The 13,685-nt window shown below is 74.4% G+C and carries 14 protein-coding genes; 8 read left to right on the top strand and 6 right to left on the bottom strand.

The window, feature by feature from the left end:
• Positions 1-42: 42 nt before the first annotated feature.
• The 5 genes from OO48_RS29260 to OO48_RS29240 form a co-directional block, all read right to left on the bottom strand.
• Complete coding sequence (locus OO48_RS29260; RefSeq protein ID WP_033221718.1) at positions 43-960, bottom strand: L,D-transpeptidase family protein; 918 nt, start codon at positions 958-960, stop codon at positions 43-45.
• A 198-nt stretch (positions 961-1,158) separates the two neighbouring features.
• The gene (gene mqnE / locus OO48_RS29255) at positions 1,159-2,322 is read right to left on the bottom strand and encodes an aminofutalosine synthase MqnE (protein ID WP_033221715.1); all 1,164 of its coding nucleotides are present in this window, start codon (positions 2,320-2,322) and stop codon (positions 1,159-1,161) included.
• A 53-nt stretch (positions 2,323-2,375) separates the two neighbouring features.
• On the bottom strand, positions 2,376-3,338 hold the full coding sequence (locus tag OO48_RS29250) for a threonine ammonia-lyase (RefSeq protein WP_033221714.1): 963 nt from the start codon (positions 3,336-3,338) through the stop codon (positions 2,376-2,378).
• Positions 3,339-3,363: 25 nt separating this feature from the next.
• The gene (locus OO48_RS29245) at positions 3,364-3,825 is read right to left on the bottom strand and encodes an Lrp/AsnC family transcriptional regulator (RefSeq protein ID WP_030904689.1); all 462 of its coding nucleotides are present in this window, start codon (positions 3,823-3,825) and stop codon (positions 3,364-3,366) included.
• Positions 3,826-3,943: 118 nt separating this feature from the next.
• Positions 3,944-4,621: a UbiX family flavin prenyltransferase gene (locus OO48_RS29240; protein WP_033221713.1), complete on the bottom strand. Its 678-nt coding sequence runs from the start codon at positions 4,619-4,621 to the stop codon at positions 3,944-3,946.
• A gap of 79 nt (positions 4,622-4,700) precedes the next feature.
• On the opposite strand from OO48_RS29240, the gene OO48_RS29235 reads away from it, so the two are divergent.
• Entirely contained in the window at positions 4,701-5,441 is a 741-nt protein-coding gene (locus OO48_RS29235) for a cyclase family protein (protein WP_033221712.1), read from the top strand.
• Positions 5,442-5,550: 109 nt separating this feature from the next.
• Positions 5,551-6,261: an MOSC domain-containing protein gene (locus OO48_RS29230; protein WP_033221710.1), complete on the top strand. Its 711-nt coding sequence runs from the start codon at positions 5,551-5,553 to the stop codon at positions 6,259-6,261.
• Here the strand turns inward: OO48_RS29230 and OO48_RS29225 are convergent, their stop codons facing one another.
• The gene (locus OO48_RS29225; RefSeq protein WP_033221708.1) at positions 6,262-6,639 is read right to left on the bottom strand and encodes a VOC family protein; all 378 of its coding nucleotides are present in this window, start codon (positions 6,637-6,639) and stop codon (positions 6,262-6,264) included.
• Positions 6,640-6,851: 212 nt separating this feature from the next.
• On the opposite strand from OO48_RS29225, the gene OO48_RS29220 reads away from it, so the two are divergent.
• Genes OO48_RS29220 through OO48_RS29195 form a run of 6 tightly spaced genes read left to right on the top strand, consistent with a single transcriptional unit; the run spans position 6,852 to position 13,445 of the window.
• Entirely contained in the window at positions 6,852-7,616 is a 765-nt protein-coding gene (locus OO48_RS29220; RefSeq protein ID WP_033221705.1) for a GntR family transcriptional regulator, read from the top strand.
• A gap of 29 nt (positions 7,617-7,645) precedes the next feature.
• On the top strand, positions 7,646-7,873 hold the full coding sequence (locus OO48_RS29215) for a 4Fe-4S dicluster domain-containing protein (protein ID WP_033221703.1): 228 nt from the start codon (positions 7,646-7,648) through the stop codon (positions 7,871-7,873).
• Positions 7,874-7,884: 11 nt separating this feature from the next.
• Positions 7,885-9,264, top strand: a complete 1,380-nt coding sequence (locus tag OO48_RS29210; protein ID WP_033221701.1) for an ABC transporter substrate-binding protein — start codon at positions 7,885-7,887, stop codon at positions 9,262-9,264.
• Positions 9,261-10,046: an ABC transporter permease gene (locus OO48_RS29205; protein ID WP_033221699.1), complete on the top strand. Its 786-nt coding sequence runs from the start codon at positions 9,261-9,263 to the stop codon at positions 10,044-10,046. The genes OO48_RS29210 and OO48_RS29205 overlap by 4 nt, the downstream gene beginning before the upstream one ends.
• Complete coding sequence (locus OO48_RS29200) at positions 10,043-10,759, top strand: ABC transporter ATP-binding protein (protein ID WP_033221697.1); 717 nt, start codon at positions 10,043-10,045, stop codon at positions 10,757-10,759. Before OO48_RS29205 ends, OO48_RS29200 begins: the two co-directional genes overlap by 4 nt.
• 25 nt (positions 10,760-10,784) lie before the next feature.
• Positions 10,785-13,445: a fumarate reductase/succinate dehydrogenase flavoprotein subunit gene (locus OO48_RS29195; RefSeq protein ID WP_033221690.1), complete on the top strand. Its 2,661-nt coding sequence runs from the start codon at positions 10,785-10,787 to the stop codon at positions 13,443-13,445.
• The last annotated feature ends 240 nt before the right edge of the window (positions 13,446-13,685 follow it).

The raw sequence follows: 13,685 nt of genomic DNA, 5'->3' as shown, positions 1-13,685 counted from the left end.
TCGGGTGCCCGAAGCTGTAGGTCCCTCACAACCGCCGGGTGCTCAGGTGGCCAGGGACTGGGCGTCGCCCATCATGATCATCGGGTGCAGCGCCGGGTCCAGGGTCTTGATCAGCTCGACCATGTGGTCCTCGGTCAGCGAGACGCAGCCGTGGGTGGGGCCGCCGTGGTCGAGGTGCAGCCAGATGCCGCCGCCCTTGGCCGCGCCCTCCGGGTAGGCGGTGTCGAGCGGGGACCTGCTCTCGACCCGGTTGTAGTTGATCGCGATCACGTAGTCGAAGGAGCCGGCCAGCGGCTCGTTGTTGAACCCGCGCCCGGACATCACGAAGTTGTTGTTCCGGTCGTACGGCAGCTTGGAGCCGGGGTCGGCCTTGCGGCCGCCGGCGTCGGTGAGCGAGTACAGGCCGATCGGGCTGCGCAGGTCGCCGGAGTGGTGGTCGGTGGTCCAGCCCTTGTAGGCGTTGTGGGCGGGCCAGGCCTGGCCGGCCTGCCAGCCGCCGTCCTCGCCGCGGGTCCACAGCGTGACGGTGTTGTCCGAGGAGTCCTTGCCCTGGCCGCTGGCGACCAGCAGCTGGCGGGTCTCGGCCGGGACCTTGGCCATCCAGTCGGCGCCGATGCCCGGGATGGCGGTGATCCGGTCCCGGTCGGAGCGGTCGGCGGCGGGGGCCTCGGTGTGCTGCCCGGCGTCGGCGGCCTGCATCGGGGCCACTTCGGGCTCGCGGTCGGCGGCGGCGCTGGCGGTGTCGCCCTGGAGGGTCCGGCCCGGGCCGACGGTGAACCAGCCGGTCGCGAGGGCCAGCAGGGTGGCGGTGCCGACGGTGAACTTGCGGGCCCGGCGCGGCTTCGGCTTGCGGCGGCTGCGGCGGGTGGCGGCTCGGCCCTGGGGCTGCTCGGCCTCGCTCCGGTCGGTCGGCGCGGAGGCCGGGCGGCGGTGCGGGGAGACGCGATGGGAACCGGACATGCGAACGATCCTCCCAGACCACGGGGACGAGGTGGAACCCGGGCCTTGTGATGAGCCTGTGAGCATACGCGCTCGGGAAACGTTTCTTCGCGCTCCCGGCTGCCCCGGTGGTGCGTCTTCATCCCACGCGCCCCCCGGAAAACGCACCGCGCCCGGTGGCCGGAACCGGTCACCGGGCGCGTGCCGCTCGACGGGGGGTCAGAGGCGCATCGCCTGCGGGGTCTCCCGGCGGGCGAGGTCCGGCCCGTCGTACTCGCGGATGATCTCGTAGCGGGTGTTGCGCTCGACCGGGCGGAAGCCGGCGTCCCGGATCAGCTGGAGCAGGTCGTCGCGGCCCAGCTTGTTCGGGGTGCCGAAGTTGTCCGCGTCGTGGGTGATCTTGTACTCGACCACCGAGCCGTCCATGTCGTCCGCGCCGTGGCTGAGCGCCAGCTGCGCGGTGGTGACGCCGTGCATCACCCAGAAGACCTTGACGTGCGGGACGTTGTCGAACAGCAGGCGGGACACCGCGAAGGTCTTCAGCGCCTCGGCGCCGGTGGCCATCTCGGTGCGCTCCATCAGGCGGTTGCGGACCTTGCCGTCCTTGGAGTCGTGGAAGTCGTGCTGGTAGCGCAGCGGGATGAAGACCTGGAAGCCGCCGGTCTCGTCCTGCAGCTCGCGCAGCCGCAGCACGTGGTCGACCCGGTGGCGGGGCTCCTCGATGTGGCCGTACAGCATGGTGGCCGGGGTCTTGAGGCCCTTCTCGTGCGCCAGGCGGTGGATCCGCGACCAGTCCTCCCAGTGGGTGTCGTGGTCGACGATGTGCTGGCGGACCTCCCAGTCGAAGATCTCCGCGCCGCCGCCGGTCAGCGACTCCAGGCCGGCGTCGATCAGCTCGTCCAGGATCTCGCTCGCGCTCAGGCCGCTGATCCGCTCGAACCAGTGGATCTCGGTGGCGGTGAACGCCTTCAGCGAGACGTTCGGCAGGGCGGCCTTCAGCTCCTTGAGCGAGCGCGGGTAGTAGCGCCACGGCAGGGTCGGGTGCAGGCCGTTGACGATGTGCAGCTCGGTCAGCGACTCCGACTCCATCGCCTTGGCGAGCCGGACGGCCTCCTCGATCCGCATCGTGTACGCGTCCTTCTCGCCCGGCTTGCGCTGGAACGAGCAGTACGCGCAGGAGGCGCTGCACACGTTGGTCATGTTCAGGTGGCGGTTGACGTTGAAGTGGACGACGTCGCCGTTCTTCCGCGTCCGCACGTGGTGCGCCAGCCCGCCCAGCCAGGCCAGGTCGTCGCTCGCGTAGAGCGCGATCCCGTCCTCGCGGGTCAGCCGCTCACCGGCGTGGACCTTCGCCTCCAGTTCGCGCTTGAGCCCTGCGTCCATGCGGCGCTCCGCCTCCTTGCGACTTCGATTCGTTGCCGGGACCGAGACTACGCCTAGGCTGCCAGCAGCTCGGCCAGCAGGGCGGGATCGAGGTTGCCGCCGCTGACGACCGCCGCGAACACCCTCCCGCCCAGCTCCCCGGCCCGGTGGAAGTACGCCGCGGGGGCGACCGCGCCGGAGGGCTCGGCGACCAGGCGGCCGCGGCGGGCCAGCAGGGCGACGGTGGCCCGGATCTCGTCCTCGGAGACGGTGACGATGTCGTCCACGTAGGCGGTGATGTGCTCGAACGGCAGGACGCCCACGGACGGGGTGCGCAGGCCGTCGGCGATCGTCCGGTAGGTGTCGGCGACCGGCCAGGCGGTGCGCACGCCCGAGCGCAGGCTCTGCCGCGCGTCCGCCGCGAGCTCCGGCTCCACGCCGACCACCCGGACGCCCGGGCAGGCCAGCTTGAGCGCGGCGGCCGTCCCGGAGATCAGGCCGCCGCCGGAGACCGGCACCAGCACGGTGTCCAGCTCGTCCGGGGCGTCCTCGGCGATCTCCAGGCCGACCGTGCCCTGGCCCGCCACGATGTACGGGTCGTCGTACGGCGGCACCCAGACGTAGCCGTGCGCGGCGGCCAGCTCGGCCGGGACGGTGTCGCGCTCCTCGGCGGTGACGATCACCACCTCGGCGCCGAACGAGCGGGTGTTCTCGATCTTCACGGCGGGCGAGGTGTCGGGCATCACGATCACCGCCTTGATGCCGAGCCGCTGCGCCGCGTACGCCACCGCCTGGGCGTGGTTGCCGCTGGACTGGGCCACCACGCCCCTGGCCCGCTCCTCGTCGGTGAGCGCGGCCAGCCGGTTCATCGCCCCGCGGATCTTGAAGGCCCCGGTCGGCTGGAGGCTCTCCGGCTTCAGCCAGAGCCGCCGCCCGCCGTCGGCCGCCCACGGGCAGGGCAGCAGCGGGGTGCGCACCGCCGTGCCGGCGATCCGGTGCTGGGCGGCGCGCAGGTCTTCCAGGTCGACCAGGGGCATGGCGGGGCTTCCTCCGGGAGGGGCGCTACTCGGCGAGGTGGAGCGGGAGTTCGCTGACCCGGTTCTCCCACTTGGTGGACAGCACCACCGTAGTACGGGTGCGCGCCACCCCCTTGGTGCCGGACAGCCGCTTGACCACCGACTCCAGGCCCTCCACGTCCGGCACCCGGACCTTCAGCATGTACGAGTCGTCGCCCGCGATGAACCAGCAGTCCTCCACCTCCGGGAGGTCCTTCAGCCGGTGCGAGACGTCGTCGTGGTCGGCCGCGTCGGTGAGCTGCAGGCCGATCAGCGCCGTCACGCCGTAGCCGAGCGCCGCCGGGTTGACCGTCGCCCGGTAACCGGTGATCACGCCCGCCTGCTCCAGGCGGTTGATCCGGTCCGTCACGCTCGGCCCGGACAGGCCCACCAGGCGGCCCAGCTCGGCGTACGAGGCCCGGCCGTTCTCCCTGAGTGCCTGGATGAGCTGTCTGTCCACAGAGTCCATTGCCTGCCGCGTCCTTCCGAACCTCACCAGAACCACAGATCATTATCCGGAATCCAAGGCGCCGCGCGCCGACCAACCCGGGTATCCCAGAGAACATACTCTCCCGTAACCTGCCCGCTCACTCGCCCCGGCGCGGCCCGCTTCGCGGGTGGTTCTCCGGGGTGCTCGCGGCCTCGCCGAGGGCGCCGGACCAGCGGCGGTACAGCGTGTGCGGGACGGCGACGGCGTCCAGGACGCGGCCGGCCACGAAGTCCACCAGTTCGCGGGCGGTCGAGCCGCCGGCGTAGAACCCGGGGGACGCCGGGAGGACCACCGCACCCTGCTCGTCGAGGGCCACCAGGTGGCGCAGCGTGGTGCCGGTCAGCGGGGTCTCGCGCAGGCACAGGACCAGCGGGCGGCGCTCCTTGAGCGTGACCGAGGCGGTGCGCTGCAGCAGGTCCTTGGACAGGCCCAGCGCGATGCCGGCCGCGGCGCCGGTGGTCGCCGGGACGACCAGCATGCCCCTGGCGGGGTACGAGCCGGAGGACGGGCCGGCGGCGAAGTCCCCGGCGGGCCAGTGGCGGACGTCGTGCAGCGCGTCCTCGTCGGTGCCGAGCCAGGCGGCCAGGTCGGCGCGCCAGTGGGCGTCGCGGAAGGCGATGCCCGTCTCGTCCAGGATGGTCAGCCGCGCGGCCCGGCTGACGATCAGGTCGACGGACTCCCCGGCGGCCAGCAGCGCGCGGATCACCGAGGCGGCGTAGGGGGTGCCGCTGGCGCCGGAGACGCCGACGATCCAGGGGGTGCGGGTGGTGCTCATGGGTCCATTGTCGGGGAGGGGGGAGCACGTCCGGGGGCGCTCCCGCGTTGCTCCGGTGCGGGGGGCTCACAATGGGGGCATGGCAGCCGAGTTGGTGGATCTGACGCATCCGGTGGTGTCCGGGATGCCGGTGTACCCGGGGGATCCGGGGGTGGAGTTGCGGGCGGCGCTCACGGTGGAGGGCGAGGGGGTGAACGTGCTGGCGGTGCACCTGGGGTCGCAGACGGGGACGCACGTGGACGCGCCGTACCACCTGGACGTGCGGTGGCCGACGCTGGACGGGCTGCCGCTGGAGCTGTTCACCGGGCCGGCGGTGGTGGTGGACCTGCGGGGGCTGCCGGCCCGCGGGGAGATCACGCCGGAGCACCTCGCGGACGCGCTGGCGCTCTCCGGGCCCGGGACGGTGCTGCTGCTGGCGACGGGGTGGCCGCGGTACTGGGGGACGGACCGGTACTTCGCGCACCCGTACCTGACCGGGGCCGCGGCGGAAGCCGTCGTCGCGGCGGGGGTCCGGACGGTGGGGATCGACGCGCTGTCGGTGGACCCGACGCCGGATCCGGGACCGTCCGATCCCGAAGTGGCGAGCCTGCTGGCCGAGTTGGCGGACGAGCACGATCCGGAGCCGGAGCAGGCGACGCTGGTGGCGCACCGGGTGCTGCTGGGCCCCGAGGGCGGCGGGGTGATCGCGGAGAACCTGACCGACCTGTCGGCGCTGCTGGCGGCGCAGGAGGCGGGGGTGCCGGTGGAGGTCTCGCTGTTCCCGTTGCGGTTGACGGCGGCGGACGGGGCTCCGGTGCGGGCGGTGGCGCGGATCGGCTGAGCGGGCCGGCCGGGCGGGCGGGGCCGGCCGGGCGGGGGGCGGCCGACGGGCCCCCCGCTCCGGGGACTTGGTCTAGACCATCCCGGGAGCGCACCGCTAGGCTCCCGCCATGCCTGAGATCGTCGGTGTGGTCGAGCGCTTGTGGCGCTACCCCGTGAAGTCCGCGGGCGGCGAGTTGCTCGACTCCGTCGAGGTCGAGGAGCGCGGCCTGGCCGGCGACCGCCTGTACGCGGTGCGCGACGGGGCCGGGAAGCTGGGGTCGGGCAAGAGCACCCGGCGCTTCCGCCGGATGGACGGCCTGCTGCGGCTGAGCGCCCGGCTGGGCGCGCGGATCGACGGCCCGGAGCTGTTCGACCCGCTGGGGATGCCGGTGCCGGACCCGGGCCCCTTCCTGCGCGCCTACCTGGAGCAGGAGGACGTCGCCCTGGCCCGCGAGGACTCGGTGTCGCACTTCGACGAGCTGCCGGTGAGCGTGCTGACCACGGCGACGCTGGACTGGGTGGCGCGCGCGGTGCCGTCCGCGGTGGTGGACGAGCGCCGGTTCCGGCCGAACGTGCTGCTGCGCACCCCGCCGGGGACGCCGCCGTTCGCCGAGGACGGCTGGTTCGGCCGGGAGGGCCGGGTGCGGGGCGGGGCGCGGCTGGCGTTCGTCCGGGCCAGCGCCCGGTGCGCGATGGCGGGGGCGGCGCAGCCGGGGCTGCCGCACGCGCCGGAGATCCTGAAGACCATCGTGCACGAGCGGGACGGCGAGCTGGCCGCGCTGGCGACGGTGGCGCGGCCGGGGCGGCTGCGGGTCGGGGACGCGCTGTCGCTGGTGTGATCAGCCGGCCCGGTGCGGGACCAGGCAGAACGGGTGGCCGGCCGGGTCGGTGAGCACCGTCCAGCCCTCGTCGCGGGCCTTGACCTCGGCGCCGAGGGCGACCGCCCCGGTCTCGGCGGCGGCGAGGTCGGCGACCTCGACGTCCAGGTGGAGCTGCTGCGGGTGGGCCGGGTCGGGCCAGATCGGCGGGCGGTAGTCCTCGACCCGCTGGAGGCCGAGCACCCGGCCGTCGGGCAGGTGGACGGTGGACCAGCCCTCGTCCAGCGTCCAGCGCGGGTCGGGGCGGTCGACCTCGCCGCCGAGCAGGGCGGCGTAGAACTGGGCCAGACCCGCCGGGTAGTGGCAGTCCAGCACCACGCACTGCAGTGTGCCGATCATCGTGCTCCCCGTTCCGCTCGCGGTGGCTCTCCTCCTCCAGCATGACGCACCGGCGCGACGGGTGGCGGTTCATCCGGCGGGAGGGGCGTTCGCGCAGGTGGGCGGCGGTACCGACGGGCCGTCAGGTGGCGTAATGGTGCGGCAACGAAAACCGGGGCGCCCCGGCCCTAGGGTTGCCGCCGACAGCGCAGCCGAGGGCCGGAGCAGACCCGATGACCAGCGAGAACACCGTTCGCAGCCGCAGCACCGGCGCGGCCAGGCGGCCGCGGGCCGACCGGGCCCGGCAGGTCGCGGACGTGCTGCGGCAGCAGGTGCTGAGCGAGGCGTTCGGGACCGGGCCGCTGCCGCACGAGGACGCGCTGGCGCAGGAGTTCGGGGCCTCCCGGAACACCGTGCGGCAGGCGCTGGACCTGCTGCGCGGGGAGGGCCTGGTGCGCCGGGTGCCGGGGTCGGGGACGCTGGTGGCGGCCGAGAAGGTGCCGCACGGGCTGAACCGGCTGGAGGGCCTGGCCGAGACCCTGCACGAGCACGGCGAGGTGGTCAACGAGGTCCGCTCGTTCGGGCCGGTCCGGGCACCGGGGGCGGTGGCCCGCCGGTTCGGCCTGCCGGACGGCGCGGACGTGGTGTACGTGGAGCGGCTGCGCCGGCTCAACGGGCTGCCGCTGTCGCTGGACCTGACCTACCTGACGCCGGACATCGGCGCGCTGCTGGAGCCGGCCGACCTCGCCCACCGGGACGTGTTCCGGCTGATCGAGGAGGCCGCCGGGCAGCCGCTGGGCTCCGCCGACATCACCCTGGAGGCCGTCAACGCCGACGCGCACTCCGCCGCGGTGCTCGAAGTACCGCGCGGGGCCGCCCTGTTGATGCTGGAGCGGCTCACCACGCTGGCCGACGGACGGCCGGTGGACCTGGAGTACGTGCGCTTCCGCGGCGACCGGCTGGCCATGCGCGGCCGGCTGCTGCGCGACCTCACCTGAACCGACCTTCCTCACCCTGGAGTTGGACGATGGCGCTCGCCGAGCACCGCACCGACGTGCCCGTGACCATCGACGCCTCGCTGTGCATCGCCGGCTGCACCCTGTGCGTCGACATGTGCCCGCTGGACTCGCTGGCGATCGACGAACAGAGCGGCACCGCGTACATGCACGTGGACGAGTGCTGGTACTGCGGCCCCTGCGCCGCCCGCTGCCCCACCGGGGCGGTCACCGTCAACATGCCCTACCTGATTCGTTGAGGAAGCGTCAGATGGCTTACAGAGCAAGGAAGTTGGGCGTGCTCGCGGCGGTGGGCGCACTGCTCGCGGGGGCCGCCGGGTGCTCCTCGGGCGGCGACTCGAAGACCGTCGAGGTGGTGGTCGGCTACCAGTCGAAGACCATCAACACCGTCACCGCCGGGACGCTGCTGCGCGCCCGCGGCTACTTCGAGCAGCAGCTCGCCGACCTGGGCGGGCAGGACGGCCGGCACTACCGGGTGGTCTGGCAGGACTACGACGCGGGCGCGCCGATCACCGCGCAGATGCTCGCCGACAAGATCGACATCGGCTCGATGGGCGACTACCCGCTGCTGATCAACGGCTCCCGCGCCCAGGCGGCCGGCGGGCCCGGCACCCGGCTGGTCTCGGTGACCGGGTACAACCTGCTCGGCGGGCTCAACTCCGTGGTGGTGCCGAAGGACTCGCCCGCGCACACGCTGGCCGACCTGAAGGGCAAGAAGGTCTCCAGCTCGGTCGGCTCGGCCTCCGACGGCACCCTGGTGCAGGCCCTCGCCCGGGCCGGGGTCGCCGAGGCCGACATCCAGAAGCAGAACCAGCAGCCCGCCGTCGGCGCCTCCGCGCTGAAGGCGCACAGCGTGGACGCGCTGGCCCAGTTCGTGGCCTGGCCGGCCGCGGTGGTGTTCGCCGGGGACGGGCGGCTGCTGTACGACGGCTCGGCGCTCGGCCGGCCCACCCTGCACGGCGTGGTGGTGCGGCAGAAGTTCGGCACCGCGCACCCCGACGTCGTCCGGGCCTTCCTGCGCGCCCAGGACGCCGCCACCCGCGACCTCAACCAGCACCCGCTGGCCGCCGCGCAGACCGTCGCCGAGGCCACCGGCCTGCCGCCCGAGGTGGTGTACCTGTACAACGGCCCCAACGGCATCGCCACCTTCGCCACCGCCCTCGACCCGCGGCTGCTGGAGACGCTGCGCACCGACGTCCCGTTCCTGACCTCGGTCGGCGTGCTCAAGGCGCTCGACCTGGACCGCTTCACCGACCCGTCCTACCTGGGGGACTCCGGCGTCACCGACGGCGAGCCCGCCCGGATCACCGGCACCGACCCGGTCTGCGCCCGTCCGGTCACCGACCCCGCGCTGGCCGGCGAGCTCTGGTACGAGGGCGAGCAGACCACCCGTCCGGCCGCCGACCCGACCTGCCTGCTCAAGGCTGTGAAAGCGGGTACCGGCAGGCTGCGGGCCGCGTACGTGCCCGACACGGCCACCGGCACCCGCTGGTTCGCCGACCAGGACTGGTGGGTGCGCGACGGCGACGCGTTCAAGCCCTTCACCACCGAGGACGGCGCGAAGGCGTACCTGGCCGCCCACCCGGCCGCGACCGCGCTGACCTACCGGCAAGCGCTGGACGCCTCGTGACCGCGCGGCGCAGGCTGCTGCGGGCGGCGGCGCTGCTCGGCTTCCTCGGGCTGTGGCAGCTGCTCACCGCGCTGAAGGTGGAGGCCTGGGTGCGCTTCGACCACCTGCCGACGGTGCTCCAGGTCGCCGACGCGCTGCGGACGCAGCTCGGCACCGCCGTGTACTGGCAGGACCTGGCCGAGAGCCTGCGGCGGATCTGCACCGGCTTCGCGCTGGCCGCGCTGCTCGGCGTCGGCGCCGGGGTGCTCACCGCCCGCTCGCGCACCGCCGCCGACCTGATCGGGCCGGTGCTGGAGCTGATCCGGCCGATCCCGGCGATCGCGCTCGTCCCGGTGGCGATCATGCTGTTCCCGGAGAACGAGCAGGGCATCGTCTTCATCACCTGCGCCGCCGCGTTCTTCCCGATCACCGTGGCCACCCGGCACGCGGTGCGGGCGGTGCCGCCCCGCTGGGAGGAGGCGGTGCGCACGATGGGCGGCGGGACGGGCCGGGTGCTGTTCGGCGTGGTGCTGCCGGGCGCGCTGCCCGGGGTGGTCGGCGGGCTCTCGGTCGGCCTGGGCGTCTCCTGGATCTGCGTGATCTCCGCCGAGATGGTCTCCGGCCAGTACGGCGTCGGCTACCGCACCTGGTCCGCGTACACCGTGCTGGACTACCCGGGGGTGTTCGTCGGGATGGCCACCATCGGACTGCTCGGCTGGGCCACCTCCGGCGCGGTCGAACTGCTCGGCCGGCGGCTGACCCGCTGGCTGCCCGCTCCGGTTCCGGCGGGGGTGGGGGCGTGAGCCTGCGACTGACCGCGCGCGGCCTGAGCGTCGGCCACCCGGGCCGACCGGTGCTGCGCGACGTCGAGTTGGACGTCGCCCCGGGCGAGGTGCTGACCGTGCTCGGCCCGTCCGGCTGCGGCAAGTCCACCCTGCTGCGGGCGCTGGCCGGGTTGCTGCCGCCGACCGGGGGCGAACTGCTGGCCGGCGGAAGGCCGTTGACCGGCCCGGGCGCCGACCGGGCGCTGGTGTTCCAGGAGGACGGGCTGCTGCCCTGGCGCACCGTCCGCCGCAACGTCGAACTGCCGCTGGCCATCGCCGGGTTGAAGCGCGCCGAGCGGCGGGCCCCGGTCGCCGACTGGCTGGGGCGGGTCGGCCTGGACGGCCACGGCGAACGGCTGCCAAGGGAGTTGTCCGGCGGACAGCGCCAACGCGTCCAGCTGGCCCGGGCGCTGGCCGGCGCGCCGCGGGCCGTGCTGATGGACGAGCCGTTCGGCGCGCTCGACCCGCAGACCCGCGCCGCGATGCAGCGGCTCCTGCTCGCCGTCTGGGAGAAGGAGCGCTGCACGGTCGTCTTCGTCACCCACGACGTGGACGAGGCGCTGCTGCTCGGCGACCGGGTCGCCGTGCTCGCCGGCGGCACCCTGGCCGCCCTGCACGAGGTGCCCGGGCCGCGCGACCCGGCGGCCGACCGGAGCGCGCTGCGGGCGCTGCTCCTCACCCAGTACACCTGATGAACCCACCTGAGAGGCACGGCAGATGCGCACACCCGAGATCAGCGAGGCGCGCCGGCTGGAGTGCGACGTCCTGGTGGTCGGCGGCGGCACCGCCGGGTCGATGGCCGCGATCGCCGCCGCCGAGGCCGGGGCGCGCGTCCTGCTGCTGGAGAAGGCGCACGTGCGCCACTCCGGGGCGCTCGCGATGGGCATGGACGGCGTCAACAACGCGATCGTCCCCGACCGGGCCGACCCGGACGCGTACGTCGCCGAGATCACCCGCGCCAACGACGGCATCGTCAACCAGGCCACCGTCCGGCAGACCGCCCGGCGCGGCTTCGCCATGGTGCAGCGGCTGGAGCGCTACGGCGTCAAGTTCGAGAAGGACGAGCACGGCGAGTACGCGGTGCGGCAGGTGCACCGCTCCGGGTCGTACGTGCTGCCGATGCCCGAGGGCAAGGACGTCAAGAAGGTGCTGTACCGCGTCCTGCGGGAGCGCCGGATGCGCGAGAAGGTCACCATCGAGAACCGGGTGATGCCGGTGCGGGTGCTCACCGAGGGCGGCCGGGCGGTCGGCGCGGCCGGGTTCGACACCCGCAGCGGCGAGTTCGTGCTGGTCTCGGCCGGGGCGGTGGTGCTGGCCACCGGGCCGTGCGGGCGGCTCGGGCTGCCCGCCAGCGGCTACCTGTACGGCACCTACGAGAACCCGACCAACGCGGGCGACGGCTACGCGATGGCGTACCACGCGGGGGCGGAGCTCTCCGGCATCGAGTGCTTCCAGATCAACCCGCTGATCAAGGACTACAACGGCCCCGCCTGCGCGTACGTCGCCAACCCGTTCGGCGGGTACCAGGTCAACCGGCACGGCGAGCGGTTCGTCGACTCCGACTACTGGTCCGGGCAGATGATGGCCGAGTTCGCGGTCGAACTCGCCTCCGACCGCGGCCCGGTGTACCTGCGCACCACCCACCTGCCGGAGGAGACCGTGCAGGCGCTGGAGTCCATCCTGCACACCACCGAACGCCCCAGCCGGGGCACCTTCCACGCCGGGCGCGGCCACGACTACCGCACCCACGACGTGGAGATGCACATCTCCGAGATCGGCCTGTGCGGCGGGCACAGCGCCAGCGGCGTCTGGGTCGACGAGAACGCCGCGACCACGGTGCCCGGGCTGTACGCCGCCGGGGACCTGGCCTGCGTCCCGCACAACTACATGATCGGGGCGTTCGTCTTCGGCGAGCTGGCGGGCACCCACGCGGCCGGGCAGCTCCCGCAGGTGCGCGCCGGGCTGCCCGCCGACCAGGTCGCCGAGGCGCACCGGCTGGTCTACCGGGCGCTGGAGCACCCCGACGGGCCGCCGCAGCAGCAGGTCGAGTACAAGCTGCGGCGCTTCGTCAACGACTACATCGCCCCGCCGAAGACCGGCGCCCGGCTCTCCGTCGCGCTCGACCACTTCGAGCGGATGCGCGGCGAGGTCGCCTCAATCGGCGCCCGCACCCCGCACGAGCTGATGCGGGCCGTGGAGGTCGACTTCATCCGGGACTGCGCGGAGATGGCGGCGCGCGCCTCGCTGGCCCGGGAGGAGTCCCGCTGGGGCCTCTACCACCAGCGCCTGGACCGGCCCGCCCAGGACGACACCCGCTGGTTCCGGCACCTCAACCTGCGCAAGCGGGCCGACGGCGCGATGGAGTTCCTGACCCGGCCGGTCGCGCCCTACCTCGTCCCCGTCGACGGGCTGGAACCGCCCGCCGGGGAGGTCGAACTGCTCGGCGCGGTCGAGGCGATGGTCGTCGGCCGCACCGGGGTGAGCGCCTCGGTGACGGGCCGGACGGCGGCCGCCGCGGCGGCGAAACCGCAGGGGCGGGTACTGGAGGTGCTGCGGGCGGAGGGCCGGGCGGTCATCGACTACCTCACCGACCGCGACCCGGACGTCCGGCTGGCCGCCGTCACCGCACTCACCGAGCAGGCCCCCGACGGCACCGGCCGCGCGCTGGTCGCCGCGCTCGGCGACGGCGACGGGCGGGTCCGCGGCGCGGCCGTCGCCGGCCTGCGGGAGCTGGTGGAGGTGCTCGACCCGGCGCTGGGTGCCGCCCTGGCCGGCGCGGCCGGCTCCCCCGACCCGGTGGTGCGGGCGGGCGTCCTGGAACTCGCCCGGGTTCTGCGCGGCGGGTCGGTGGCGCTGTTCGCGGCCGGACTGCGGGACGCGGAGACGGCGGTGCGCCTGCAGGCCGTCCGGGGCCTGGTCTCGCTGGACGCGGCGGACGCGCTGGCCGCCGGCGCGGCCGACACCGCGCGGGAGGTGCGCGTCGCGGTCGGCGAAGGGCTGGGCGTGATCGGCGACGCCTCCTCGGCGGCGGTGCTGGCGGTGCTGGCCGAGGACCCGGACCCGCTGGTCCGGGCCGGGGCGTTCACCGGCGCGGCGGGCCTCGACGGGGCCCTCGCGGAGCTGGCGGACCTGGCGGAGCGCCCGGACCCGGCCTGGCAGGTCCGGAAGGCCGCCGCGGGCCTGCTGGGCGCGGCCGGGCGGTGGGACGCGCTGGCCGGGCTGGCGGCGGACGGGAACGCGGACGTCCGCAAGGCCGCCGTCCGGGCGATGGCGGCGGGAGCCGCCGTGCCGGGCGTCGACGCGGCCCTGCGGGAACGGCTGGCGGACGGCGACGCGGACGTGCGGGCGTACGCGCGGCTGGCGTTGAAGGGCGCGTAGGGGTAGCCCCATCAGGGGCCCGGGGAGCGGCGGGCTCGGGACTGCTTCGGGTTCTGTTACTGCGGCCCGAAGCAGCCCGGACCTCCGATGGGCTCCGGCCGTCAGCAGCTCGGACTCGCCGTTCCCCGAGCCCCTGACGGGGCCTCAGAAGGTGAGTTCTCCGCCGGGGCGGACCTCGTGCGGGACGCCGGGGAGGGTGTGGCGGAGCAGGGGGGCGAGGGTTTCCGGGGTGGGCGGGGT

It is taken from the genome of Kitasatospora phosalacinea (assembly GCF_000716545.1).
Classification (GTDB): Bacteria; Actinomycetota; Actinomycetes; order Streptomycetales; family Streptomycetaceae; genus Kitasatospora; species Kitasatospora phosalacinea.
This window is presented reverse-complemented; position numbering and strand designations above follow the sequence as displayed.

Bases quoted from the DNA above. Each gene is read 5' to 3' on its own strand.
- OO48_RS29240 (WP_033221713.1), bottom strand. From the start codon at position 4,621: ATGAGCACCACCCGCACCCCCTGGATCGTCGGCGTCTCCGGCGCCAGC.
- OO48_RS29250 (WP_033221714.1), bottom strand. From the start codon at position 3,338: ATGCCCCTGGTCGACCTGGAAGACCTGCGCGCCGCCCAGCACCGGATC.
- OO48_RS29210 (WP_033221701.1), top strand. From the start codon at position 7,885: ATGGCTTACAGAGCAAGGAAGTTGGGCGTGCTCGCGGCGGTGGGCGCA.
- mqnE (WP_033221715.1), bottom strand. From the start codon at position 2,322: ATGGACGCAGGGCTCAAGCGCGAACTGGAGGCGAAGGTCCACGCCGGT.
- OO48_RS29225 (WP_033221708.1), bottom strand. From the start codon at position 6,639: ATGATCGGCACACTGCAGTGCGTGGTGCTGGACTGCCACTACCCGGCG.
- OO48_RS29245 (WP_030904689.1), bottom strand. From the start codon at position 3,825: ATGGACTCTGTGGACAGACAGCTCATCCAGGCACTCAGGGAGAACGGC.
- OO48_RS29215 (WP_033221703.1), top strand. From the start codon at position 7,646: ATGGCGCTCGCCGAGCACCGCACCGACGTGCCCGTGACCATCGACGCC.
- OO48_RS29220 (WP_033221705.1), top strand. From the start codon at position 6,852: ATGACCAGCGAGAACACCGTTCGCAGCCGCAGCACCGGCGCGGCCAGG.
- OO48_RS29235 (WP_033221712.1), top strand. From the start codon at position 4,701: ATGGCAGCCGAGTTGGTGGATCTGACGCATCCGGTGGTGTCCGGGATG.
- OO48_RS29230 (WP_033221710.1), top strand. From the start codon at position 5,551: ATGCCTGAGATCGTCGGTGTGGTCGAGCGCTTGTGGCGCTACCCCGTG.
- OO48_RS29195 (WP_033221690.1), top strand. From the start codon at position 10,785: ATGCGCACACCCGAGATCAGCGAGGCGCGCCGGCTGGAGTGCGACGTC.
- OO48_RS29260 (WP_033221718.1), bottom strand. From the start codon at position 960: ATGTCCGGTTCCCATCGCGTCTCCCCGCACCGCCGCCCGGCCTCCGCG.